28 protein-coding genes are annotated in these 23,518 nt (G+C 69.4%); 6 read left to right on the top strand and 22 right to left on the bottom strand.

The genetic code is table 11. The annotated features are described in order from the left end of the window. Positions 1 to 3: 3 nt before the first annotated feature. The gene (locus ABC304_RS02965; RefSeq protein ID WP_412928840.1) at positions 4 to 1,389 is read right to left on the bottom strand and encodes a PqqD family peptide modification chaperone; all 1,386 of its coding nucleotides are present in this window, start codon (positions 1,387 to 1,389) and stop codon (positions 4 to 6) included. Positions 1,390 to 1,502: 113 nt separating this feature from the next. On the opposite strand from ABC304_RS02965, the gene ABC304_RS02960 reads away from it, so the two are divergent. The 3 genes from ABC304_RS02960 (at position 1,503) to ABC304_RS02950 (ending at position 4,617) form a co-directional block, all read left to right on the top strand. Continuing rightward, the gene (locus ABC304_RS02960; protein WP_412928838.1) at positions 1,503 to 2,354 is read left to right on the top strand and encodes a hypothetical protein; all 852 of its coding nucleotides are present in this window, start codon (positions 1,503 to 1,505) and stop codon (positions 2,352 to 2,354) included. A gap of 50 nt (positions 2,355 to 2,404) precedes the next feature. Next, the gene (locus ABC304_RS02955; RefSeq protein ID WP_412928836.1) at positions 2,405 to 3,424 is read left to right on the top strand and encodes a glycoside hydrolase family 6 protein; all 1,020 of its coding nucleotides are present in this window, start codon (positions 2,405 to 2,407) and stop codon (positions 3,422 to 3,424) included. 227 nt (positions 3,425 to 3,651) lie between these two features. Next, entirely contained in the window at positions 3,652 to 4,617 is a 966-nt protein-coding gene (locus ABC304_RS02950; RefSeq protein WP_412928834.1) for a response regulator transcription factor, read from the top strand. Between the two features lie 64 nt (positions 4,618 to 4,681). Here ABC304_RS02950 and ABC304_RS02945 read toward each other — a convergent pair whose 3' ends face one another. After that, positions 4,682 to 6,160: a glycosyltransferase family 2 protein gene (locus ABC304_RS02945; RefSeq protein ID WP_412928832.1), complete on the bottom strand. Its 1,479-nt coding sequence runs from the start codon at positions 6,158 to 6,160 to the stop codon at positions 4,682 to 4,684. A 199-nt stretch (positions 6,161 to 6,359) separates the two neighbouring features. Here ABC304_RS02945 and ABC304_RS02940 point away from each other — a divergent pair, with 199 nt between their 5' ends. The 3 genes from ABC304_RS02940 to ABC304_RS02930 are packed head-to-tail and all read left to right on the top strand — an operon-like array spanning position 6,360 to position 10,346. Beyond that, the gene (locus ABC304_RS02940) at positions 6,360 to 7,436 is read left to right on the top strand and encodes an ATP adenylyltransferase family protein (protein ID WP_412928830.1); all 1,077 of its coding nucleotides are present in this window, start codon (positions 6,360 to 6,362) and stop codon (positions 7,434 to 7,436) included. 2 nt (positions 7,437 to 7,438) lie between these two features. Continuing rightward, positions 7,439 to 9,172: a sensor histidine kinase gene (locus tag ABC304_RS02935; RefSeq protein ID WP_412928828.1), complete on the top strand. Its 1,734-nt coding sequence runs from the start codon at positions 7,439 to 7,441 to the stop codon at positions 9,170 to 9,172. Then, positions 9,162 to 10,346 (top strand): hypothetical protein, encoded by a 1,185-nt coding sequence (locus ABC304_RS02930; protein WP_412928826.1) that lies wholly within the window; start codon positions 9,162 to 9,164, stop codon positions 10,344 to 10,346. Before ABC304_RS02935 ends, ABC304_RS02930 begins: the two co-directional genes overlap by 11 nt. Here ABC304_RS02930 and ABC304_RS02925 read toward each other — a convergent pair. The 20 genes from ABC304_RS02925 to rpsH all read right to left on the bottom strand — a co-directional run bounded on the left by ABC304_RS02925 (position 10,336) and on the right by rpsH (position 23,490). Then, complete coding sequence (locus ABC304_RS02925) at positions 10,336 to 10,959, bottom strand: hypothetical protein (RefSeq protein WP_412928824.1); 624 nt, start codon at positions 10,957 to 10,959, stop codon at positions 10,336 to 10,338. The genes ABC304_RS02930 and ABC304_RS02925 overlap by 11 nt on opposite strands. Before the next feature lie 173 nt (positions 10,960 to 11,132). Then, positions 11,133 to 11,819, bottom strand: a complete 687-nt coding sequence (locus tag ABC304_RS02920) for a GTP pyrophosphokinase (protein ID WP_412929051.1) — start codon at positions 11,817 to 11,819, stop codon at positions 11,133 to 11,135. Between the two features lie 129 nt (positions 11,820 to 11,948). Continuing rightward, positions 11,949 to 12,656: an endonuclease/exonuclease/phosphatase family protein gene (locus ABC304_RS02915; RefSeq protein WP_412928823.1), complete on the bottom strand. Its 708-nt coding sequence runs from the start codon at positions 12,654 to 12,656 to the stop codon at positions 11,949 to 11,951. A 79-nt stretch (positions 12,657 to 12,735) separates the two neighbouring features. Continuing rightward, positions 12,736 to 13,581 (bottom strand): tRNA pseudouridine(38-40) synthase TruA, encoded by an 846-nt coding sequence (gene truA / locus ABC304_RS02910; RefSeq protein WP_412928821.1) that lies wholly within the window; start codon positions 13,579 to 13,581, stop codon positions 12,736 to 12,738. A 248-nt stretch (positions 13,582 to 13,829) separates the two neighbouring features. Then, on the bottom strand, positions 13,830 to 14,396 hold the full coding sequence (gene rplQ, locus ABC304_RS02905) for a 50S ribosomal protein L17 (RefSeq protein ID WP_412928819.1): 567 nt from the start codon (positions 14,394 to 14,396) through the stop codon (positions 13,830 to 13,832). 40 nt (positions 14,397 to 14,436) lie between these two features. After that, positions 14,437 to 15,426 (bottom strand): DNA-directed RNA polymerase subunit alpha, encoded by a 990-nt coding sequence (locus ABC304_RS02900; protein WP_412928817.1) that lies wholly within the window; start codon positions 15,424 to 15,426, stop codon positions 14,437 to 14,439. A 181-nt stretch (positions 15,427 to 15,607) separates the two neighbouring features. Next, a complete protein-coding gene (rpsK, locus tag ABC304_RS02895) occupies positions 15,608 to 16,006 on the bottom strand; it encodes a 30S ribosomal protein S11 (protein WP_127094638.1) in 399 nt (132 codons plus the stop codon). Positions 16,007 to 16,036: 30 nt separating this feature from the next. After that, positions 16,037 to 16,411 (bottom strand): 30S ribosomal protein S13, encoded by a 375-nt coding sequence (gene rpsM / locus ABC304_RS02890; protein ID WP_412928815.1) that lies wholly within the window; start codon positions 16,409 to 16,411, stop codon positions 16,037 to 16,039. A 154-nt stretch (positions 16,412 to 16,565) separates the two neighbouring features. Next, positions 16,566 to 16,682, bottom strand: a complete 117-nt coding sequence (gene rpmJ, locus ABC304_RS02885; RefSeq protein ID WP_022893853.1) for a 50S ribosomal protein L36 — start codon at positions 16,680 to 16,682, stop codon at positions 16,566 to 16,568. Positions 16,683 to 16,746: 64 nt separating this feature from the next. Next, positions 16,747 to 16,968 carry a translation initiation factor IF-1 gene (infA, locus tag ABC304_RS02880; RefSeq protein ID WP_017201569.1) on the bottom strand — a complete coding sequence of 74 codons (222 nt, stop codon included), beginning with the start codon at positions 16,966 to 16,968 and terminating at the stop codon, positions 16,747 to 16,749. 175 nt (positions 16,969 to 17,143) lie between these two features. Next, positions 17,144 to 17,827, bottom strand: coding sequence for a DsbA family protein (locus tag ABC304_RS02875; RefSeq protein WP_412928814.1), 684 nt, complete (start codon positions 17,825 to 17,827; stop codon positions 17,144 to 17,146). Between the two features lie 16 nt (positions 17,828 to 17,843). After that, positions 17,844 to 18,680 carry a type I methionyl aminopeptidase gene (gene map, locus ABC304_RS02870; RefSeq protein ID WP_412928812.1) on the bottom strand — a complete coding sequence of 279 codons (837 nt, stop codon included), beginning with the start codon at positions 18,678 to 18,680 and terminating at the stop codon, positions 17,844 to 17,846. Between the two features lies 1 nt (position 18,681). Then, on the bottom strand, positions 18,682 to 19,278 hold the full coding sequence (locus ABC304_RS02865) for an adenylate kinase (protein ID WP_412928810.1): 597 nt from the start codon (positions 19,276 to 19,278) through the stop codon (positions 18,682 to 18,684). Continuing rightward, positions 19,275 to 20,597: a preprotein translocase subunit SecY gene (secY, locus tag ABC304_RS02860; RefSeq protein WP_412928809.1), complete on the bottom strand. Its 1,323-nt coding sequence runs from the start codon at positions 20,595 to 20,597 to the stop codon at positions 19,275 to 19,277. The genes ABC304_RS02865 and secY overlap by 4 nt, the downstream gene beginning before the upstream one ends. Positions 20,598 to 20,697: 100 nt before the next feature. Continuing rightward, a complete protein-coding gene (gene rplO / locus ABC304_RS02855; RefSeq protein ID WP_412928807.1) occupies positions 20,698 to 21,321 on the bottom strand; it encodes a 50S ribosomal protein L15 in 624 nt (207 codons plus the stop codon). Next, positions 21,321 to 21,506, bottom strand: a complete 186-nt coding sequence (rpmD, locus tag ABC304_RS02850; RefSeq protein WP_023954062.1) for a 50S ribosomal protein L30 — start codon at positions 21,504 to 21,506, stop codon at positions 21,321 to 21,323. Before rpmD ends, rplO begins: the two co-directional genes overlap by 1 nt. After that, positions 21,506 to 22,189 (bottom strand): 30S ribosomal protein S5, encoded by a 684-nt coding sequence (rpsE, locus tag ABC304_RS02845; protein WP_127094630.1) that lies wholly within the window; start codon positions 22,187 to 22,189, stop codon positions 21,506 to 21,508. The genes rpmD and rpsE overlap by 1 nt, the downstream gene beginning before the upstream one ends. Further along, positions 22,186 to 22,545 carry a 50S ribosomal protein L18 gene (rplR, locus tag ABC304_RS02840; RefSeq protein WP_412928805.1) on the bottom strand — a complete coding sequence of 120 codons (360 nt, stop codon included), beginning with the start codon at positions 22,543 to 22,545 and terminating at the stop codon, positions 22,186 to 22,188. The genes rpsE and rplR overlap by 4 nt, the downstream gene beginning before the upstream one ends. A 2-nt stretch (positions 22,546 to 22,547) precedes the next feature. Continuing rightward, entirely contained in the window at positions 22,548 to 23,084 is a 537-nt protein-coding gene (gene rplF / locus ABC304_RS02835; RefSeq protein ID WP_412928804.1) for a 50S ribosomal protein L6, read from the bottom strand. A 7-nt stretch (positions 23,085 to 23,091) separates the two neighbouring features. Continuing rightward, the gene (gene rpsH / locus ABC304_RS02830) at positions 23,092 to 23,490 is read right to left on the bottom strand and encodes a 30S ribosomal protein S8 (RefSeq protein WP_412928802.1); all 399 of its coding nucleotides are present in this window, start codon (positions 23,488 to 23,490) and stop codon (positions 23,092 to 23,094) included. Positions 23,491 to 23,518: the final 28 nt, after the last annotated feature.

The raw sequence follows: 23,518 nt of genomic DNA, 5'->3' as shown, positions 1-23,518 counted from the left end.
ACGTCAGGAGATCGGCCGCGCCTCGATGAAGCCGCCGTCGAGCAGGTGGGCGAGGAAGTCCGCGACGTCGGCCGCGATGTCATCGGGCGCATCCACCCCGGCGGCCTCCGCCGTCCGCGATGTGATCGCCGCGACGTCGTCTCCCGACGGACCGCCGGCGACGAGGGCGTCCCAGATCACGGCTGCCGAGCCCTCGAGCGTCACCGGCTCAGCCGCCTCCGCAGACAGGCGCAGCACCACGGACCGGTCGGGCTCGTCCACCCAGGCGACGTCATCGGCCACGGCCCAGCGCACGGCGTCGGCGCGGCGGAGCACCCCCTCGGCCAGAAGGTCCTCCACCGCCGTCGACACGGCGGCCGCGGCATCCATCCCCTCCGGCTCCCCGTACCTCTCGACGGCGGCGTAGACCAGCTCCTCGAGGGTGGCGTCCGCGGCGGCACGCCAGATCGCGGGGGCGAGGCCCGACAGCACGCGGACGACGCCCTGTCCGGCCTCGTCGGTGTGCAGCACGACGAGCCGATCCGGATCGTCGAGCTGCACCGCATCCACGGCGTCCGTGCGCGTGTACCGCGCGCCCGGCGCCCGGTCCACGGGTTCCGGGAGCGGCGCCGGCGCGACGGCGACGGGAGCGGGCCCCGGATGCGCGGCGTCGAGGATCGTGCGGATCGCCCGGTCGAGCGTCTCGGCTTCGCGATACGTCACCCGCCGGATCCCGCCGACGGCCGCCGCGTGACTCGCAACCGTCTGCAGCGGGCGCGGGAGGGCCGCGAGGAAGCTCGTCTGCGCGACGAGCTCGGCGAGGGCGTCGCCCAGGTCGACGTCCTCCACCTCGGGCTCATCGGGTCCATCAGGCCGACGCTCCAGCAGCACGATCGCGCCGAGCCGCAGCGTCACATCGGGGAGGTCGCCGAGACCGAGGGTGTGCGGGGCCCGCTGCGCCTTCGGATGCGGCACGCCGTTCTCGATGATCGACAGCGGCTTGCGATACGGGTGGACGGTGCCGTCATCGTCGACGGCGACCGTCTCGTCCGAGACGTAGCCGAAGCGGCGTCCGAGTGTGCGGGATGCGGTGGTCTTCCCGCGGCCGGACGGGCCGATGAGCGCGGCGACCCGACCGTCCTCGCGCGCGAGACCCGCCGCATGCAGCATCCACCGGCGCGCGCGGGCGTTGTCGATGGCGGCGAGCGTGACCCTCTGAGACAGGTCGCTGAGCATCTCCGTCGTGGAGGCGGTGGCGCTCGCCGTGACCGTGGGCGCCCCCTCGCCGTCGCCGGGGATCGTCGCGTCGGCCCAGGCATCGCGAACGGCTGTCACCGCGTCTTCGTCGAGCGCGGACACGTCGATCCGCACCGGGGCCCCCAGGGCGCTGACGACGATATATCGCTCCACGCGACCCAGGGTAGGACAATCGCGCGCCCACGGGAGCGGTGCCATCGATCTCGACGACCGGATCGTCGCCCCATGTCCGACGCGATGTCGCTTCTTCGCATTACCCTGAGGAAATGGCGGCTGCGTCCTCGACGTCTCCCGAGAGGACCTACCGCTATCTTCGGCTCGGCGTCGTGGCGACCGTCGTCGTCATCTTCGTCGCCGTACTGGTGGCTGCGGGTCGGGTCGGGTGGCTCACCGCACTGAGCGACTACTACTACACGCCCGCGCGCAACGCCTTCGTCGGCGCGCTCATCGCGGTGTCCCTCGCTCTGCTCGTGCTGTCGGGCCGCGGCGTGGATCGCGCCCTGCTCGACGGCGCCGCCGTCTTCGGCCCGCTCATCGCCCTCGTTCCCACCACCGTGGTGCCCGGGACGATCCCGGGAGTGGACGTCGCGTGCGCGTCGCGCTGCCTTCCTCCCGAGGCGATCGAGGCCGCCGCCGACGGCGTCATCACCTACCTCATCGTCGGCGCGCTCGTCGTACTGACGGCCCTCATCCTCATCGTCAGGGGCCAGGTTCCCGCCGCCGGCGTGCGCGTCAGCCTCATCGGATCCGCAGGGGTGCTCGTCGTCGTCGCCGTCTGCTGGCTCGCCGCCCGAGACGCCTTCCTCGCGCAGGGGCACTTCGTCGCCACGGTCGTCTTCTTCGCCCTGTTCGCGCTGGTGGCGATCCGCAACTCGTTCCCGTCGCGTCTCTCTCCGCCGCGACGGCGCTACCGCGTGGCCTACTCGCTGATCGCCGGCCTTCTCCTCCTCGTGCTCGTGGTCTACGTCGTCTCGGCCGTCGGAGCCGGCGATGCCGCCGCCCCGTCGCTGCTGTTCGCGGAGTCCGCTGCGCTCGCCCTGTTCAGCGCGTTCTGGCTCGTGCAGACCGTCGAGAAGTGGCGGCAGAGCGACCCCGCGGTTCTTCCCGCACGCAGCTGAGTCGGATGCTGCGCCCACTGGCTTCCGGAGGCGCTGGGTAGAGTCGGGCCGTGGCAGAGAAGCGCCCCAGCGCGAGGGGAACCCGCCCGTCGGCGGGTGCGGAGAGGCGCTGGGAGCGATCGCCTTCGCGGCTCACCGTGCTCGTCACGGCGATCGTGGGAAGCGTGCTGACGCTCGCCGTGGCAGGAGTGATCGTGATCGCGCTGACCTTCTCCCCCGCCGACCAGGCTCCGACGCCGGGGATCCGCCTCGCCGTCGACACCGACACGGCGGCCGTCCACGCGGCGGACTCGACGGCCGAGGGATCCGCGGAGAACGCGGCCGCGGCCTACCTCGCGCTGCAGCCCACAGCGGTCTGGCTGACGCCCGAGGCCTACCCGATCGGCTCCGTCGGGCCGCGCGTGCGTGCCCTTCTCGACGAGGCCCACGCCCAGAACGCCACGACGACGATTGTCGTCTACGGTCTTCCCGAGCGCGATTGCGGCAGCTTCTCCGCGGGTGGCCTCAGCCCCGTCGAGTATCCCGAATGGACCGCCGAGATCGGCGACGAGCTCCGCGCCGACGGCGGGGGACGCGCGATCCTCATCTTGGAACCCGACAGCCTCGCCCTCGCACCCGAGTGCGGCAACGAGGCCGCGCGCTTCTCCCAGCTGCGCGCCGCAGCCGATGCACTCGCCTCGCCGGGCACCTACATCTACCTGGACGGCGGCCACTCGAACTGGCTGCCCGCGCAGCAGATGGCGGACCTCCTGCGGGGGGCCGGTGTCGAGGGCGTGCGCGGCTTCGTCACCAACGTCTCGAACTACAACGCCACCGACCGGGAGATCGACTACGCGCACCGTCTCGCCGGGCTGCTTCCGGGTGCGCACGCCGTCATCGACACCTCGCGCAACGGCCGCGGGTCGGACGGGCAGTGGTGCAATCCGCCCGACCGCCTCGTCGGCGAGCGGGGCGGAACCGTCGGCGATGATGTGGTCGACACGAACCTGTGGGTCAAAGTGCCGGCGAGAGCGACGGGACGTGCAACGGCGGTCCGGCGGCGGGCACGTGGTGGCCGGAGTCGGCCGTGAGCCTCACGCGCGAGGTGCGGTGACGAACCGCCGCTCACGCGCCAGCTGACATCCCTCACGCGCCACGTCTTCTCGCGGCCGAGGATCGACGGCACGTGTCACGCCGGACCATCGAAGAGGCGTCGCGCGCGGTGTGGGAGGATGCGAATCCAGCACTCCATCCCGCTCGCCCGAGGGGTTCGACAGATGCCGCACCGGCCCCTTGACAGTTCGATTGGAGCATTCCCATGACCGAGACGACGCCTGCAGGTCGCACGGCCGTGATCGTGGAGGACGACGCCGACCTCCGCCACCTGCTGGTGGACGTCCTCGAGGCGGCCGGTTTCTCGACCGTCTCGGTCGGCAACGGCATCGACGGCATCCAGGCGGTGCTGTCCTACCAGCCGCTCATCACCACGCTCGACGTGAACATGCCCGGCCTCGACGGGATCGAGGCCGCGCGGCGCATCCGCGCCCAGAGCGACACCTACATCATCATGATCACCGCGATGGGCGAAGAGGCGGACGTCGTCCTCGGGCTGAGCGCCGGAGCGGACGAGTACATCACCAAGCCGTTCCGCCCTCGGGAGTTCCGCGCTCGCGTCGAGGCGATGCTCCGCCGCCCGCGGTCCGCGACGGCGCAGACACCCGTGCGGACCCAGGAGAGCGCCGGCCCCTCCTTCCCCGGCGCACGTCCGCAGGTGGCCTCCACCGCCGAGGTGCGCGTGCCCGCGGCATCCACCGAGCCGACGCAGATCCCGATCCTCGCCTCCGCGCCGTCGGGCGCGACCGTGCCGATGGCGACGGGCTCCGGCGTGCTCGTGCAGCGGGACGCGGGAGCGGTCGCCACGACGCAGCTTGACGCCGAGGGCTCCTGGCTCGCGCACCGCAACCTCCGCCTCGACCTCGACAGCCGCATCGTGCTGATCGACGGCGCCGAGGTCGACCTCACGCGGACGGAGTTCGACCTGCTCGCGGCCCTCATGGAGTCGCGCCGGCGGGTGCGCAGCAAGGCTGATCTCACGCTGGTGCTGCGCGGCGAGTCGTACGTGACGACCTACTTCGTCGGCGAGGCCGACAAGCGGGCGATCGAGGCGCACATGACGAACCTTCGCCGCAAGATCGGCGACAGCCCCGCACAGCCTCGATTCATCGAGACCGTGCGGGGCGTCGGTTACCGTCTCACGTCCGATCAGTCGGCTCCCTCTGCCTGACCGTCCGGCTCCACCTCCCCAGGTGAGGAACCGCGTGACGTGAGCGTTCTGAGTCCCCCCGAACTCAGACCTTGTATCCGTGCTGACGACGGAAGAGCTTGGTGAACATCATCAGGGTCTGAAGGACCGTGACGACGCCGACGATGGGCCAGCCGACCCACAGGATGCTGGACTGCACCACCGGGCCGAGCATCATCCAGATGACCGCCACGGCGACGAGCACCGCGAGCGTGACGATCGCGGGAGTCCAGTGGCCGAAGCCACCGCCCTTCTCCGCCTTCGCCTGCATGGCCCAGTTGTCGACCTTCTTCTTGGAGAGGAAGCGGGTCCAGGCGCGGGCGAAGTGCGACAGCCGGATCCACATGTAGATCTCGGCCGGCACGATCAGGACGGCGAACAGGACGTCCTTGCGGGTCCGCGACTGCATGGTCAGCGCCATCCGCAGGTTGAGCAGAACGGCCATGCCGATCGGGATCAGCCACCACGGCGAGAACACGAAGGCGTTGAGCGACAGCGACCCGGCCAGCAGCAGCAGGAACGCGATGCGGACGAAGAGGTTGGTGAGCATGCCGAAGTTCTCGAACCACCGGATGCGCAGGTTCGGGTGCAGCGGCTGGCCCTTGGTGTCGCCGCGCTGGCCGGGCCACATGAGCTCGATGGCGCCGTAGGTCCACTTGACCTGCTGCGCGTCGAGACCGCTGAGCGTGGTCATGCCGCCCACGTCGGCGCGGGCGAACGGGCTGATCTTGGTGAGGTAGCCGGCGCTCTTGATCTGCAGCGACAGCAGCGAGTCCTCGACCTCGCTGTCCTTGACCCAGGGGGTCGTCTGGTGGTTCTGCTCCATGACCTCGCGCAGAGCGTGAGTGGAGAAGATCGAGAACTGACCGCCGAGCACCGCCATGTTCCTGCCGCGCAGCAGGTTCTGGAGGTTGAAGGCGGCGAACTGCGAGCGCTGTCCGCTGATGAGGAACGAGGCGAGGCCCTTGAAGGGCTTGTTGTCGATCGAGTAGATCGCCGAGATGCCGCCGATGCGGCTGTCGTTGATGATCTCCGTCTCGAGGTACTCCACCGCGCGGGCCTCGGCGATGGTGTCGCCGTCGACCCCGAGCAGGTAGTCGTAGCCCTCGACGAGCGAGTAGCCGTAGTTGAGGGCGCCGACCTTCTTGTCGGGGTTCTTGCCGATGTCGTGCACGAACACCTCGGTGAACTGCTCGCCGAGCTCGGTGGTGATCTCGTGCGGACCGGCGTACTGCGAGGCGAGCGCGACCGTCTGGTCGCTCGTGTTGTTGACGACCACGTGGATGACGTCGGGGATGCGCGTCTGCGTGAGCAGGCCCTCGATCACCTGCGCGATCGACTCCTCCTCGTTGTAAGCGGGGATGATGCATCCGATGGTGGAGCGCTGCGTCGACGAGCCCTCGAAGACCGAGTCGAAGTCGGCGGGGAAGGCGTGCGAGAGCAGGTCCTCCAGGGGCGGCGTCACGGGACCGACGGTCGCGGATCGCAGGGCGATCTCGTTGCGGCGGTAAGGGGTGTCGGTCATTTCTCGGCTTTCGTCAGCGGGGGTCCCGGGGGAATCCCCGTCGGCCTTCGGGCGGCGAATCCACTCCCTGGCCGGTAAGACCCAGCTTGGTATGCTGACCTCCGCAAAGCACCCCTGCTTGGCGGAGATGAACTCAACGAATCCTCAAGATTCGCGCAACCCTCGGGTCCGAGGCTCGACCGACGTGCAGGAGCGGCCGATGGTCACGCTGTACACCGTCACGTTGACGATCGTCTGCTGCGTCGCGGTGGGAGTGGCGATCCTCGCGGAGCGCCGCCGCGGCGACCAGCAGAGCTGGCTGACGCTGTCGAACTTCGCCGTCCTCGCCGCGTGCTGCGCGACGCTCTCGACACTCGCGTACGCGCTCGCGGGCGACGAGGCCGGGAATCTCATCCCCCTCATCATCGGCGACATCTCGATGCCGCTCGCTGTCGGCCTGCTGGCGGCGGGCGTGCGCCGGGCCGCCGGCCGCCGCCATCACCATGCGGCGGTCTTCCTCATCATCTCGGTGGGAGTGGGCCTCACCACTCTCCTCGTCTCCGCCGAAGCCGGGCAGGTCGCGAAGCTCCTCACGCTGGCCGCGTTCACCGCCGTCACCGTCTGGACCTGCGCGCGCGGCCCCCTTCCGCCCCTGGGGGCGCGGCTGATCGGCATCGCTTCGGGTGTGTACGGCGCCTACGCGCTGGCCCGCATCGCGGGCCCGCTGCTTCTCGGTCCGGATTCCGACGCGGTGCAGCTCTACCTCTCGTCCGGACCCAGCTCGCTCGTGTCCGCCCTGGCCATCGGAGTGACCGCCGTCGGCACGGTCATGATCATCCGCAGCGAAGCGGGCGTCGACGACAAGGACACCGTCAACGCCGACACGCTCGCGGACTGGGTCGATGCGCTGCTGCAGCAGCGCGGGGAGGTGTCGGCCCTGTCGGTGACGGTGCCGGATCTGGCCCTGCACCGCACGGCGTTCGGGCGCGCATGGGCGCACAGCGTCTCGTCGGCCCTCTCCCGCGCCACGACCGCGTCGATGCCGACCGGAAGCGTGGTCGGCGAGGTGACCGCGGGCGTGCTGGTGTCGCTGCGCTTCGGCTCCGGCGCCGACACCGATGCCATCCGCGAGCGACTGCAGACCGCGTACGAGCGGATGCTGCCCCCGGCCGGACCGACGGACCCACCGGAAGTGAAGATCGAGGTGCTCGACATCACAGAATCTGCGGACCTGCGCCGCTTCGCCCGTGCCGCCCGCGCCACCGCGCGCCGCGCGGCGTCCTTCGAAGGGATGTGACCGTGCCCGACATCGGCGCCTCCACCCACCCGGTCGCCACGAGGACCACCTCGATCTGGCTGTCGCAGCTCCTGCTCGCGATCGTCGTCGTGGTGGTCGTCCTCCTTGTGCAGTCCGTGTCGCCCGAGACCGTCGATCTGTGGACGTTCACGGTGGGCGTGTCCCTCGTCGTCGTGCTCACCGGCATCGCCCTGGCTGTGCCCTGGCAGCGGTTCCCGCCGGTGACCGTGCTCAGCATCCCCTTCCTGGACATCCTGGCGGTCGGCATCATGACCCGGGAGACGTCGGTCGACTTCGCCTTCCTATGGGTGTTCCCGGTGATCTGGATCGCGACGTACTTCCCGCTGTGGGCCACGGGGATCGGCCTCGGCGGCATCGGCGTGATGGTGCTGATCGAGGAGGCGCAGCGCGAGGAGAACGCGGCAGGGACGCTCCGCCTCGTCGTCGTCACGCTGTCGCTCACGTTCATCGCGATCAGCACGCACAGCGCCTCGCGGCAGACGCGGGCGTTCAAACGTCTGCTGCGGCGCGAGGCGAACCGGCTCTCCGAGACGCTCGGGCGCTCGAAGCGCCAGGAGCGCGAGGTGTCGCGCGTGCTCGGCTCCATCGACGTCGGTGTGGTGCGTCTGTCCGCCGAGGGGGACATCGTCGAGGCGAACCTCACCTATCGCCAGCTCTACGACGTCGCGCCGCTCGACCCCGAGCTCGTCGCCCGCTCCGTGGAGTACGACGACTATCAGGGGCGACCGCTCGCGCGTGCCGACCGGCCGCTCGTCCGCTCGCGGTCCGGTGAGCAGTTCGAGGACCTGCGCACCTGGCTGTTCACCGCCGACGGCTCGTGGCGCGCGCTGTCGCAGACGGCGCTCCGCCTGCCTGATGACCGCGACCTCGCCGCCGGGGAGTCGCTCCTCGTCGTCCACGACATCACTCCGATGGTGAGCGCCGAGCGCGCACGCGACAGCCTGGCCACCCGGGTGTCGCACGAGCTGCGCAATCCCCTGACCACGGTCCTGGGCTACTCGGACCTCGTGCTCGAGGACGAGTCGCTCGACCCGAAGGTGCGCGAGCGCATCGAGGCGATCAACTCCGCCGCCGAGCGCATGATGAGGCTCGCGAACCAGATCCTCCAATCCGGCCGGCAGGCGCGCATGACCGAGTCGGCGGTGACGAGCACTGACCTCGCCGAGGTCGTGGCGGAGTCGGTGGAGTCGCTGGCCCCGACGGCGCTGGGCGCCGGTGTCGTGGTCGACTTCGCCGCGTCGGAGGGCGTCATCGTCCGGGGCGACGCGTTCCGCCTCCGTCAGGTCGGGGACAACCTCCTCAGCAATGCGATCAAGTACACCCCCAAGGGCGGCCGCGTGCTCGTGGACGTCCACATCTCTGAGGCTGCGATCGATCGGGCAGGAGCGTCCGCGCCGGAGTTCGCCGTCCTGCGCATCACCGACACCGGCATCGGCATGGAGCAGGACGAGGTGGCGCGCGTGTTCGAGCCCTACTTCCGCTCCGCCGCCGCCGAGCAGAGCACCATCGTCGGCACGGGGCTCGGCATGGGCATCGTGCAATCGCTCGTGACGCAGCACGGCGGCACCGTCGTGGTGGAGAGCTCCCCCGGACGTGGCACCACGGTGACGGTGCGGCTGCCGCTGGACGACTCTCCGGCGGTCGACGGCGCAGGCTCCTTCGCGTCCGGGCTGAGCGCCGGCGCCTCGGCGGAAGGCGGATCCCGTGTCTCCTGACATCCTCATGGGCGTGGGCGAGGTCGCTGTCGTCGCTCCCCCGAACGGGCTCATCATCGGCCAGACCACGGTGGTGACGGTGTGCGTCGCGCTGATGATCTGGATGGGTCTGCTCGCGCGGCCTAGTCGGGCGACGCTGATCTGGACACTCGCGATGATCCTCGCGCTCCTCGGGTCGTACGGATCGCTCGCCTCGGTGGCGATGGGCATCGACGTGCTCCGTCACCCGGTGTCGTTCGGTCTGCTGTGCGGCGTGCCGGCGCTGGTGTGGTCGGGCCTCCGCGCGACGGCGAGACTGCGCCCGCACGCCTGGATCGGCGTGCTGCAGTCCGTCGGGTCGTTCCTCGCCCTCCTCGCCACGACCCAGGGCCCGTACGGCTCGCTCGTCTTCCGGGTGCTCGTGCTCGGGGCGGCTCTGGGCGCCGCCCTGGGCGCGATCGAGTCGATCCGCGACGGCGCCCGCGCCTCTCGTCACAGCCTGCCGCTGGTCGTCGCCTCGTGCGCCATCCTCCTGGTGGCCACGGTGGGGCTCGCCGGAAGCGCCGCCGGCACGAGCGCAGCATCCGAGGTCCTCTTCGTCCGTGCGTTCGTCATGATCATGACCGTCTACGTCATCTGCGTGACGGTGAGCCTGCTCTTCGTGGCCGACCGGCGTGCCGGTGCGAGCGACGTCCTGAAGGCGCTCGACACGCTGCTTCCGGTGCCGGTCATGAGGTCCCTCACGCAGGAGCGACTCCGGCGCGCGGCCATCCGGCATGAGCAGACGTGGTCGTTCATCGACATCCGCCTCGACGACGACGAGGATCTCCGCGACGCCACGGGAGAGGCGGCCCACGCCTCGACGGTCGCCCGCTTCGAGCGCATCGTGTCGGCCACCTTCCCCGCCGACGCCGACATCTGCCGGGTGGCGCCGGGACACGTGACCGTCCTGGTGTCGCAGTCCTTCGCGGCGGTCCGCGAGCTCGTGCGGACGGTGCTCAACGAGACGTCCGCGCGGGAGGACGACGCACCGGTGACCCTCGGCATCACCGCGAGCGCGGGAGTCATCGCCGTCGACGCGGCGGTCGACTCCTACACCGCACTCGCCGCGCGCGCCGCGGCAGCCGTGGAGGACGCGCAGCTGCAGGGAGGCGACCGCTGGGTGCGGGTCGGCCCCGCGCCGGCTACGGCGTGACGGCGACCGTCAGGGTGTCCGTGGCGGTCTGCTTCGCGTAGTCGGTGGACGTCGGCGTCGTCTGCACGAGGAATTCGTACGAGAACTCGAGCGTGACGAAGGTGGCCCCCTCCGGGGTCGGCCCCACGGTGAAGGTCTGGGAGTAGCTGTACGGGTCGAGCACCAGATAGCCGGGCGACGTCGTCGCCGCATCGACCTGCGCGGTCAGCGGATCGTACGTCTCGGTCGGGGAACCGGGCGTGGCGGTCATCGTGGCGCGCTGCAGGTACACCTTCTGACCGTCATTCGGGGTGATCGAGCTGATGAGCGAGAGGCTGACGGGCTTGAGCACGCCCGGCGTCCACTTGTCCATCGCGAGGCTCGACCAGTAGTTCAGCGAGACGCTGAGCGGACCGGCGGTGAGGCTGCGCGCGGTGGCGCCCGTGGACAGGTCGTTCGGCGTCGGCTGGGGCGCCTCGGTCGCGGTCGCGCTCGGGCTGGTGACCGGGTCGGGGGCGGCGGAGGAGGATGCTCCGGGCTCGAGCCATGGCGGGGTGCTGCAGCCGGCGAGCGCGAGGGCGGCGGCGACGACCACGGCGCCGAGCGCCGACGTGCGGCGGACAGTACGAGCCATGGTGCGCCTCCCGGTGCGGTCGGGCGCATCCCGCGAGCGCCGATCAGGCACAGCCTAGGACGGCCCGGCGGTCTCCTCCGCTGCTGCGGGCTCCTGGCGGGATGCTCGGCGCGACGTGGGGCCAGGCCTGTCGCGGGATGGCGTGCGGAGTGTCGCCGGATGTCGCCGAGACGTCACGCGTCCAGCTGTCGGGCCGCGACCGGAACGGGTGCACGCACCTCACGATGGAGCCGCTCCATCCGCTCGTCGAGTTCGGCGGCGGTGTCCGCGGCATCCTTCAGGCTCTCGAGAAGGGTGCTCGGCACCTGGCGGTCGAACTTGTAGTAGATCTTGTGCTCGAGGCTCGCCCAGAAGTCCATGGCGATCGTACGGAACTGCACCTCGACGGGGATGTCCACGCGGCCCGTGGAGAGGAACACCGGCACGTCGATGATCACGTGCAGGCTCTTGTAGCCGTTCTCCTTCGGTTCGGCGATGTAGTCCTTGACCACGCGCACGGTCACGTCGTCCTGCGCCGTGAGCAGGTCGAACAGCAGGTACGCGTCGGCCACGAAGCTGACCGTGACGCGGATGCCGGCGACGTCGTGGATGTGCGCGCGGATGGAGGGGAAGTCCGGATCCACGCCCTTCCTGGTGACCTTCTCCACCAGGCTGTCCGCCGTCTTCACTCGACTGGAGACGTGCTCGATCGGGTTGTAGTCGTGCATGTGGAGGAACTCGTCGCGGAGGATGGCGATCTTCGTCTCCACCTCCTTGAGTGCGAACTGGTACTCGAGGAGGAAGCGCTGGAGCTCGTCGCGCAGCGCGCGCATCTCGGCGAGCGTCGCCGAGAAGGTCTCTTCGCCGGCGGAACCGAGCATCTGCGGCGGTGGGGTCGTCTGCGGCGGCTGAGTCGGCTCGTCCGGGGGCGGCGTCATGCCCTCGACGCTAGGTCGGCCGCCTCTGAGCCCGCTGTGGAGGCCCGGTCCGGCCCGCGGGACGCTCGGGCGTCAGGCGGCGCTGCCCGCGGCGTCTGCGGCGGCGGACACTCCGGGGAGACGAGCCGTCACGAGGATCGGAAGATGATCGCTGAGGCCCTGCGGCAGGGTCCGCACCTGTTCGATCGTGAACCCCACCGAGGTGGCGAAGTCGTAGTGCCCGCGGAAGAACCGGTAGCGCGTGTACGTGCGGGCGTCGCTCAGGCTCAGCTCGTAGCCCTGCTCGCGCACCTTCTGCCCGAGGTTCTCCTTGAAGACCGGGTAGTTGTAGTCGCCGACCATCAGCGCCGGCAGACCCTCGCCGAGAGCCGAGAGCTCGGTGAGCGCCGTGCGGATCTGGTGGCGCCGGAGGGAGTTCAGCGCCGTGAGGGGGGCGGCGTGGAAAGAGGCGACGATCACCTCGCGGCCGTCGTCGATGTCGTGGAGGCGTACGCCGAGGAGACGCTCCTCCGCCGGCTTGAGCACGTAGTCATGGAGCGATTTCTTGAGCGCCAGCGCCCGGACCTCGACCGCACGGTACGTGTTCTCGCGGTAGTAGACCGCGAGACCCAGGCGGTTGCGGTTGGTCGAATCGGCCAGCACCAGACCGCCGATCCGCTCGGGGATGTCCGTCGTGTCGCATTCCTGGACGCACAGGACGTCGGCCCCGTGCCGTTCCACGAGCTCCTCGAGCTCGACCGCGGCGCGGTGCTTGCGGAGGTTGTACGAGATGACCTTCACGACGCCCAGCCTAGAACTCCGAGGTGGGCGCCACGATGTCTTGACAGACGCACGACGCATGCTCCGCCGCGCGGTCGGCTCACTCGCCGTCGCGCCGGTTCCTCGTCTGCTCCGCGCGGACGGCGAGCAGGTCGTCGGCGGGATAGCCGACCTCGGCGAGCGTGAGTCCGCGTGCGGCCAGCACCTTGACCTCCGGCACACGGGCTGCGGCATCCCGGATCCTGACGAGGTCGTCCGGTCCGAGGCGCCCCTCCCCCACGGCCACGCACGCGCCGACGAGGGCGCGCACCATGCTGTGGCAGAAGGCGTCCGCCCGCACATGGGCCACCAGCACCCCCTCGGGGTCGCGATGCCAGTCGAACTCCAGCAGCGTGCGGATGGTGGTCGCCTCGTCACGGGGCTTGCAGTAGGCCGCGAAGTCATGGAGTCCGCGCAGCGAGCGGGCCGCGGCATCCATCACCTCGACGTCCAGCTCCCCGCGCACGGTCGTCGTGCGGTGACGCTCGAGCGGGTCGTACCCGGCCGCCTGGTCGGCGAGTCGATAGGAGTAGCGCCGCCAGACCGCGGAGAAGCGGGCGTCGAAGCCCTCGGGTGCGCGCGACGTGCGCAGGACGGCGACGTCGGAGTACGCGCCGAGCACCCCCTGGATCCGCCGTGAGAGCGCCTCGACAGGATCGGATGCCCCGCCCCGGCCCTGACGGGCGAGCACGCGCTCGCTCTGCTCGTCGTCGAGGTCGACGTGGGCGACCTGTCCGGCGGCGTGCACCCCGGCATCCGTCCGTCCGGCGACGACCAGCCGGACGGAGCCGCCGACGATGCGGGCGAGGCCGTCCTCGAGCGTGCCCTGCACCGTGCGGAGTCCGGGCTGCCGGGCCCAGCCGCGGAAATGGGTCCCGTCGTAGGCGATGTCGAGACGGATCCGCACGAGTTCAGCGTAGCCGCGGCGGCCGCGGGCTTACTCGAAGGTGGAGCGCTGACGGGTGCACGACGCCCGCACGCGCCACGCGGCGGAGCGCGAAGTCGGAGATGTGCAGGATCACGGATGCTTCGTCCCAGAAGCATCCGCGATCCCGCACATCTCCGCGATTCAGCACCTGAAACCATCCGCCCACAACGCAGCGGAGCCCGCGACCCCGAAGGGTCGCGGGCTCCGCGGTGCGCAGGGTGTCCGAGTTACGCGGACTTCTCCGTCGCGGCCTCGGCCTCGGGGGCCTCGGTGGCGGGAGTCTCCTCGGCGACGGTCTCGTCGACGACGGTCTCGTCGGCGGCGGGCGCCTCGACGGTCTCGTCGGCGGCGGGCTCGGCCTCGACGGTCTCGTCAGCGGCGGCGGGCGCTGCAGACGCGGCGGCGGACTTCTTCGCCGACTTCGGCTTCGGCGACACGGGCTCGAGGACGAGCTCGATGCGGGCCATGGGAGCGTTGTCGCCCTTGCGGTTGCCGATCTTCGTGATGCGCGTGTAGCCGCCCTCGCGGTCGGCGACCAGCGGCGCGATCTCGGTGAAGAGCTCGTGCACGACGGACTTGTCGCCGATGACCGAGAGCACACGACGACGGGCGTGCAGGTCGCCGCGCTTCGCGAAGGTCACGAGACGCTCGGCGAGGGGACGGACGCGCTTGGCCTTCGTCTCGGTCGTCGTGATCGCCTTGTGGGTGAAGAGGGCGGCCGCGAGGTTCGCCAGCATGAGGCGCTCGTGGGCGGGACCTCCGCCGAGGCGGGGACCCTTGGTGGGCTTAGGCATTCTCAGTTACTCCAGTGTCTTAAAGGTCGGAAGCCGAAACTCAGGCGGTCTCGTCGTCGTAGCCGCCGTAGAAGTGCGCGCCGTCGAACCCGGGAACCGAGTCCTTCAGCGACAGGCCCAGCGAGATGAGCTTGTCGCGCACCTCGTCGACCGACTTCTGACCGAAGTTGCGGATGTTCATGAGCTGCGTCTCGGAGAGGGCCACGAGCTCGCTGACGGTGTTGATGCCCTCGCGCTTGAGGCAGTTGTACGAACGCACCGACAGGTCGAGGTCCTCGATCGGCATCGACAGCTCGTTCGACAGGACGGTCTCGACCGGCGCGGGGCCGATCTCGATGCCCTCGGCCTCGACGTTCAGCTCGCGGGCGAGGCCGAACAGCTCGGTCAGCGTGCGACCGGCGGAGGCCACGGCGTCGCGCGGGGCGATCGAGTTCTTCGTCTCGACGTCCAGCACGAGCTTGTCGAAGTCGGTGCGCTCACCGGCACGCGTCGCCTCCACGCGGTACGAGACCTTGAGGACGGGCGAGTAGATCGAGTCGATCGGGACCTGACCGGCCTCGGCGTACTCGTTGCGGTTCTGGGTCGCCGAGACGTAGCCGCGGCCACGCTCGATCGTCAGCTCGAGCTCGAACTTCGCGGTGTCGTTGAGCGTCGCGATGACGAGCTCGGGGTTGTGGACCTCGACGCCGGCGGGAGCCGAGATGTCGGCGGCCGTGACCTCGCCCGATCCGGTCTTGCGCAGGTACGCCGTGATGGGCTCGTCGCGCTCGCTGGAGACGACCAGCTGCTTGATGTTGAGGATGATCTCGGTGACATCCTCCTTGACACCGGGAATGGTGCTGAACTCGTGGAGGACGCCGTCGATGCGGATCGACGTCACTGCGGCGCCGGGGATCGACGACAGGAGGCTGCGACGGAGCGCGTTGCCGATCGTGTAGCCGAAGCCGGGCTCGAGCGGCTCGATGATGAAGCGGCTGCGGAACTCCCCGACCTTTTCCTCGGTCAGGGTGGGACGCTGTGCGATGAGCACTATGTGTTCCTTTCGATCACGTGCCCGCTATATGACACGTGCGGTGAATGAGGTGTTGAGTCTTACTCGAGCGGATGCCGGTGGTCCGGCAGCCGCGAAGCGTGACGAGCCGCGGCGGGCTCAGCGGACCGGTCTCGGCAGGCCCGGGGACGGATCCCCGAGCCTGCCGGACGACGGTTCGTCAGACGCGGCGGCGCTTCGGCGGACGGCAGCCGTTGTGCGCCTGCGGCGTCACGTCGTTGATCGAGCCGACCTCGAGGCCGGCGGCCTGCAGCGAGCGGATCGCGGTCTCACGGCCGGAGCCGGGACCCTTGACGAAGACGTCGACCTTCTTGACGCCGTGCTCCTGCGCCTGACGCGCAGCGGACTCGGCGGCCATTCCGGCGGCGTACGGGGTGGACTTGCGCGAGCCCTTGAAGCCCACGCCGCCCGAGGACGCCCAGCTGATGACAGCGCCGGTCGGGTCGGTGATCGAGACGATCGTGTTGTTGAACGTCGACTTGATGTGGGCCTGGCCCACGGCGATGTTCTTCTTCTCCTTGCGGCGCGGCTTGCGCGCGGCGGTCTTGGCCTGTGCCATGTGCGTGTTCTCCTGAACCTTGGCCGCGCGTTAGCGCGCCTTCTTCTTGCCGGCGACGGTGCGCTTGGGACCCTTGCGCGTGCGGGCGTTGGTCTTGGTGCGCTGGCCGCGCACGGGCAGGCCGCGGCGGTGGCGGATGCCCTGGTAGGAGCCGATCTCGACCTTGCGGCGGATGTCGGCGGCCACCTCGCGGCGGAGGTCGCCCTCGACCTTGAAGGTCGCTTCGATGAAGTCGCGGAGGGCGATGAGCTGGTCATCCGAGAGGTCCTTCACGCGGATGTCCGGGCTGACGCCGGTCGCGGTGAGGATCTCCTCGGAACGGGTACGGCCGATGCCGTAGATGTAGGTCAGGGCGATGACCACGCGCTTGTCGCGCGGGATGTCGACGCCGGCGAGACGTGCCATGCGGCTCTCCTAGGAGTGTCGTGGAGGTGTGGAGCAGTGCCGGTGCCCGGGCCTCCAGCCCGGGGTGTCCCCTCTTGCGAGGTTCTGGTGCTGCCGTAGAGGTGTGTTCAGTTGTGGATGACGGATGCCGCAGCCGCGGCATCCGTTGGAATCGCTAGCCCTGGCGCTGCTTGTGGCGCGGGTTGGACTTGCAGATGACCATGACGTTGCCGTGGCGGCGGATCACCTTGCAGTGATCGCAGATCGGCTTGACGCTCGGGTTGACCTTCATGTTTTTTCCTGTTCGCTGTCTTCGCCGGGCAGGCCGGAGCCTGGGGCGTTACTTCTCGACCGGTCTAGCGGTAGCGGTAGACGATGCGGCCGCGGGTGAGGTCGTAGGGGCTGAGCTCCACGACGACGCGGTCCTCGGGGATGATGCGGATGTAGTTCTGCCGCATCTTGCCCGAGATCGTGGCGAGTACCTTGTGCCCGTTGCTCAGCTCAACGCGGAACATCGCGTTGGGCAGCGCCTCGGAGATCACGCCTTCGATCTCGATGACACCGTCTTTCTTCGCCATACACTCGCTAACGCTCATGCAGACCGGTCGGTCTGCGGTGGTGGGGTGGGTGGTGCCGGCTTCCTCGGGATTGCCGTCGGACACGCCGAAACAGGCGCAAAGCACCAAAGATCAAGTGTACGTGGTAGTCGCAGCCTCGGCAACTCGGGCGTGTCGCGGTCCCCCGCGCCGGCTCCTACTGGAAGAGCGTGGCCAGCTGGTCGGGCTGCGGCAGCGACGAGTTGGCGATCGTCTCGCCGTTGATCGCGATGGTCGGCGTGCCGATGCCCTGCGACCCGGGGGCCACCGGCGTCTTCGGCGTCATCGATGCGACGTACTTGCGGTACGTGCCGTCGGCGATGCACGACGCGGAGTTGGTCGCGCCCGCCTGCTCGGCGACGGCTGCGATCTCGTCATCGGTGAGTCCCGTCGATCCCTCCGACGGCTGTCCGGCGAACATGGCCTGCAGGAACGGCAGCGCGGCGGACGGATCGTTCTCCGCCACGCAGTACATCGCGCTGGCGGCGCGGGTGGAGAACTGCGTGCCCTGCGACTGGCGGTCGAGGATCGAGATCGGGTGCACGTTGAGCGTGATGGTGCCGTCGTCGACGAGCCCCTGGATCGACTGTCCGTAGACCGACTCGAACTGCCCGCAGACCGGGCACATGAAGTCCACGTAGGTGTCCATCGACTCCGACCCGTCGCCGATCGCGATCGCGCCGGTGTCGGTGTTGATGTTGGCCGCCTGCGGGGTGGTGCCGGGACCGGTGGCGAGGGAGTTCATCCACACGACCGTTCCGCCCACGGCCGCGAGCACGACCACCACGCCGATGGTGATCCAGATCGCGAACCAGTTCTTCTTCCGCACGGCCGTTGCCATCTTCTTCTTCCGCCTTCTACTGAATGGCAGTCGGGACCACGCCGAAAGGCGCCAGACCCGCTGCTCCACCGTCGGGCGCGGTGAGCACCCAGATACCGTTATCGTGCACGGCCACGCTGTGCTCCCAGTGTGAGCCCGCTGTGCCGTCCACAGTGGAGACCGTCCAGTCGTCGTCCTCGACGAGGGTGGCCTGGTCGCCGATGACGACCATGGGCTCGATGGCGACCGCCAGCCCCGGGCGCACCTCGGGTCCGAGGTCGGACGTCCGGTAGTTGAAGATCGACGGCGCCTCGTGCATCTTGCGGCCGATGCCGTGTCCGACGTACTCCCGGAGGATGCCGTAGTCGTGTCCGGTGTCCTCGATGTAGCCCTGGATGGCCGCGCCGACCTCGCCGAGCCGACGTGCCGTCGCCAGTGCTGCGATGCCGGCCCAGAGCGACCCCTCGGTCACCCGCGAGAGCTCGGCGCGCTCGGCGACGACGTCGGGGCGCGAGTCGTCGGGGATGACCACGGTGAGGGCGGAGTCGCCGTTCCAGCCCTGGTACTCCGCACCGGCGTCGACGGAGACGATGTCACCGGGCTGGAGCACCCGCGGTCCGGGGATGCCGTGCACCACCTGCTCGTTCACCGAGGTGCAGACGGTGTGGCGGTAGCCGCGCACCATCTGGAAGTTCGACTTCGCACCCCGGGCGACGATGACGGCGGATGCCGCGGCATCCAGTTGCGCGGTCGTCCTGCCGGGCACGATGAGCTCGCGGGCGGCGCTGAGCGCCGCTGCGGTGATGAGACCGGGTTCCACCATCGCCCGCAGCTGGGCGGGCGACTTGTAGATCGATCGACGGAGCGAGGCCACGTCAGACGGCGGCCGGACGCGTCAGTCCGCGCGCCTGGAGCGCCGCGACGATGCGATCGGTGATCTCGTCCAGCGTGCCGACGCCGTCGATGGTGTCGACGACTCCGCGGGCGGAGTACACCTCGAGGATCGGTGCCGTCTCCCGCTCGTAGATCGCGAGACGGTTGGCGATGACCTCTTCGGTGTCGTCGGTACGACCCTGCTCCTGCGCGCGGCGCGTGAGACGCGAGATGCTCTCGTCGCGCGGGACGACGAGCTCGAGCACTGCGTCGAGCTTCTCGTCACGGGAGGAGAGGAAGGCGTCGAGGTCCTCGACCTGTCCCAGGTTGCGCGGGTAGCCGTCGAGCAGGAAGCCCTGCGCCGCGTCGTCCTGCGACAGCCTCTCCTGCACGACCTTGCTGGTGAGCTGGTCGGGCACGAGGTTGCCGGCCTGGATGATCTCGCGCACCTGCGTGCCGAGCTCGGATCCACTCGCGACGGCGGCGCGGAACATGTCGCCGGTCGAGATGGCCGGGACGCTGAAGCTCTCGGCGACGCGGACGCCCTGCGTGCCCTTGCCGGAGCCCTGCGGGCCGACGATCAGCAGACGGGCCGTCATCGCAGGAGTCCTTCGTAGTGGCGCTGCTGGAGCTGCGCGTCGATCTGCTTCACCGTCTCGAGACCGACACCGACGATGATCAGGATCGAGGCGCCGCCGAACGGGAAGTTCTGGTTGGCGCCGACGGTGGCCAGCGCGATGAGCGGCAGGAGCGCGATGAGGCCGAGGTAGATCGCGCCCGGCAGGGTGATGCGCGTCAGGACGTAGTCGAGGTACTCGGCCGTCGGGCGGCCAGCACGGATGCCGGGGATGAACCCGCCGTACTTCTTCATGTTGTCGGCGACCTCGACGGGGTTGAAGGTGATCGCCACGTAGAAGTAGGTGAAGCCGACGATGAGGAGGAAGTACAGCACCATGTACAGCGGGTGGTCGCCCTTGGTGAGGTAGTTCGTGATCCACACCACCCACTCCGGCGCGGTCTGACCTGCCTGCGGCTGGTTGAACTGCGCGATGAGGGCGGGGATGTACAGCAGCGACGAGGCGAAGATGACGGGCACGACGCCGGCCATGTTCACCTTGATCGGGATGTAGGTGTTCGTGCCGCCGTAGGTGCGGCGTCCGACCATGCGCTTGGCGTACTGCACCGGAACGCGCCGCTGCGACTGCTCGACGAACACCACGAGGGCGACGACGAGGATGCCGACGGCGAGGACCAGCAGGAAGATCTCGAAGCCCTGGGTCTGGGCGATGGCCCACATCGACGCGGGGAACGCGGCGGCGATCGACGTGAAGATGAGGATCGACATGCCGTTGCCGACGCCCTTCTCCGTGACGAGCTCGGCGAACCACATGATGAGGCCGGTGCCGGCGGTCATCGTGATGATCATGAGCAGCTGCGCCCACCACACGTCGTTCGTGAGGAGGTTCGTGCACTCCGGGATGCCGGTGTTGCCGAACAGCTGACCGCTGCGCGCGACCGTGACCAGCGTCGTGGACTGCAGGAGCGCCAGCGCGATCGTGAGGTAGCGGGTGTACTGGGTGAGCCGGGCCTGACCGGACTGACCCTCCTTGTACAGCGTCTCGAAGTGCGGGATCACGACGCGCAGGAGCTGCACGATGATCGTGGCCGTGATGTACGGCATCACGCCGAGCGCGAAGATGGACAGCTGCAGGAGCGCGCCGCCCGAGAAGAGGTTGACGAGGGACAGGAGTCCTTCGGTTCCGGAGCTCGCTGCGAGGCACGACTGCACGTTCGGGAAGTCCACGAACGGGGACGGCACGTGCGCACCGAGGCGATAGATGGCGATGATCGCCAGGGTGAATGCGATCTTCCGCCGCAGATCAGGGGTGCGGAAGACCCGCGCGATGGCGCTGAACAAGAGGCTGCCTCCAGAAGGGATGCCGGGACGCCCGAGGCGCACCGCATCCAGGGTAACCCAGCAGGGGCCGGAGCGATGCTCCGGCCCCTGCTGCGAGGAACTACTTGACGGTGCCGCCCGCGGCGACGATCTTCTGCTCGGCGGAGCCGGAGACCTTGTCCACGGAGACGTCGAGCTTCACGGCGATGTCGCCGGTGCCCAGCACCTTGACCTTCTCGTTCTTGCGCACCGCGCCCTTGGCGACGAGGTCGCTGATGGTGACCTCTCCGCCGGCGGGGTACAGCTCGGAGAGCTTGTCGAGGTTGACGACCTGGTACTCGACCCGGAACGGGTTCTTGAACCCGCGGAGCTTCGGGGTGCGCATGTGCAGCGGCATCTGCCCACCCTCGAAGCCGGCCTTGACCTGGTAGCGCGCCTTCTGGCCCTTGGTGCCACGGCCGGCCGTCTTGCCCTTGGAGCCCTCACCGCGACCCACGCGGGTCTTGGCGGTGTTGGATCCGGGGACGGGGCGGAGGTGGTGCACCTTCAGGACGCCGGGGCGGGATGCCGCAGCATCCGCCTTCTTGGCGGCCTTGGGAGCGCCCTTCTCCGACGCGTTCGCCGCGGCGTTCGCGGAGGACGCCTTCTTGGCGGCCGGCTTGTCGGCTGCCTTGGCCGTCTTCTTGGCGGGGGCCTTCACGGTCTCCGCCTCGACGGCGTCGTTCTTCTCGGCCTTCTCAGCCATCAGTCGATCTCCTCAACCTTGACGAGGTGCGCGACGGTCTTGACGTACCCGCGCGTCTGCGCGTCGTCGGGACGGACGACGGAGTCGCCGATCCGCTTCAGACCGAGCGAACGCAGCGTGTCGCGCTGGTTCTGCTTCTCGCTCACCTTGGACTTCACCTGGGTCACTTTCAGACGGGCGGCCATCAGGCACCTGCCTTCGAGCCGGCCAGGGCGTCGGCCTCGGCACGGACCAGACGCGCGGGCGCGACCTGGTCGAACTCGAGTCCGCGACGCGCGGCGACCGCACGAGGCTCCTCGAGCTGCTTCAGCGCGGCGACCGTCGCGTGCACGATGTTGATCGTGTTCGACGAGCCCAGCGACTTGGACAGGACATCGTGGATGCCGGCGCACTCGAGCACGGCGCGGACCGGACCACCGGCGATGACACCGGTACCGGCGGACGCCGGACGCAGCAGCACCACGCCGGCAGCGGCCTCACCCTGCACGGGGTGCGGGATGGTGACGCCGACGCGCGGGACGCGGAAGAAGTTGCGCTTGGCCTCTTCGACACCCTTCGAGATGGCCAGGGGCACCTCGCGGGCCTTTCCGTATCCGACGCCCACGACGCCGTTGCCGTCGCCCACGACGACGAGCGCCGTGAAGCTGAAGCGGCGACCGCCCTTGACGACCTTGGACACGCGGTTGATGGTGACGACGCGCTCCAGGAACTGGCTCTGCTCGCGGTCGCGTCCACCGCGGTCGCGGTTGGGGTTGCGCTCGCGCCCGCCCCGGCGGGGCTCGCGCTCGGCGACGACCTCGGCCGGAGCCTCGGTGGTGGCGGCAGCGACGGGCTGCTCGGTCACGGTGTTCTCCTTGTTGTCACTCACAGGTTCAGGCCTCCCTCACGGGCGCCGTCCGCGATGGCGGCGACGCGACCGGCGTAGCGGTTGCCACCACGGTCGAAGACGACGTCCACGACGCCTGCGGCCTTCGCGCGGTCGGCGACGAGCTCGCCGACCTTGCGCGCCTTGGCCGTCTTGTCACCCTCGAACGTGCGGAGGTCTGCCTCCATCGTCGACGCGGAGGCCACGGTGTGACCCTTGCTGTCGTCGACGAGCTGCACGAAGATGTGGCGGGCGGAGCGGTTGACCACCAGGCGCGGACGCTCGGGGGTGCCGATGACCTTCTTGCGAAGGCGGGCGTGACGACGCGCGCGGGCGTCGGACTTGCTCTTGATAGCCATGATTACTTACCGCTCTTTCCGGCCTTGCGCCGAACGACCTCGCCGGCGTACCGCACACCCTTGCCCTTGTACGGCTCGGGCTTGCGGATCTTGCGGATGTTGGCGGCCGCCTCGCCGACGGCCTGCTTGTCGATGCCGCTGACGGTCACCTTGTTGTTGCCCTCGACCGTGAGCGTGATGCCCGCGGGGGGCTCGACGAGCACGGGGTGCGAGAAGCCGAGGGCGAACTCGATCGAGCCGCCCTTCTGGGCGACGCGGTAGCCGGTGCCGACGACCTCGAGGCCCTTGGTGTAGCCCTGGGTGACGCCCACGATGTTGTTGCTGATCAGCGTGCGGGTCAGACCGTGCAGCGAACGCGACTCGCGCTCGTCGTCGGGGCGGGAGACCAGGATCTGGTTCTCCTCGAGGCGAACCTCGATGGGGCGCGCCACGGTGAGCGTCAGCTCGCCCTTGGGGCCCTTGACGTTGACATCCTGGCCGTCGACCGTGATGGTCACCTCGGCGGGGATGTCGATGGGAAGACGTCCGATACGAGACATGCGGGGGTCACCACACGTAGGCGAGAACTTCTCCGCCCACGCCCTTCTGCTCGGCCTGACGGTCGGTGAGGAGACCGGAGGAGGTGGACAGGATGGCAACGCCGAGGCCACCGAGGACGGTGGGGATCTCGGTCGAGCGTGCGTAGACGCGCAGGCCGGGCTTGGAGACGCGCTTGATGCCGGCGATCGACCGCTCGCGGTTCGGGCCGTACTTGAGCGTGAGGGTCAGCGTCTGGCCGACGCGGGCGTCCTCAACGGTCCACTCCGAGATGTAGCCCTCCTGCTTGAGGATCTCGGCGATGTGGGTCTTGAGCTTGGAGCTCGGCAGCGCGACGGAGTCGTGGTGCGCCGAGTTCGCGTTGCGCAGACGGGTCAGCATGTCTGCGACCGGGTCTGTCATTGTCATGGGTTTTTTCCTTCGTTCACCAGGTTTC

It is taken from the genome of Microbacterium jepli, from assembly GCF_047237905.1.
Lineage (GTDB): Bacteria > Actinomycetota > Actinomycetes > Actinomycetales > Microbacteriaceae > Microbacterium.
The sequence above is the reverse complement of the archived record's forward strand: the minus strand, read 5'-3'. Positions and strand labels throughout refer to the sequence as shown.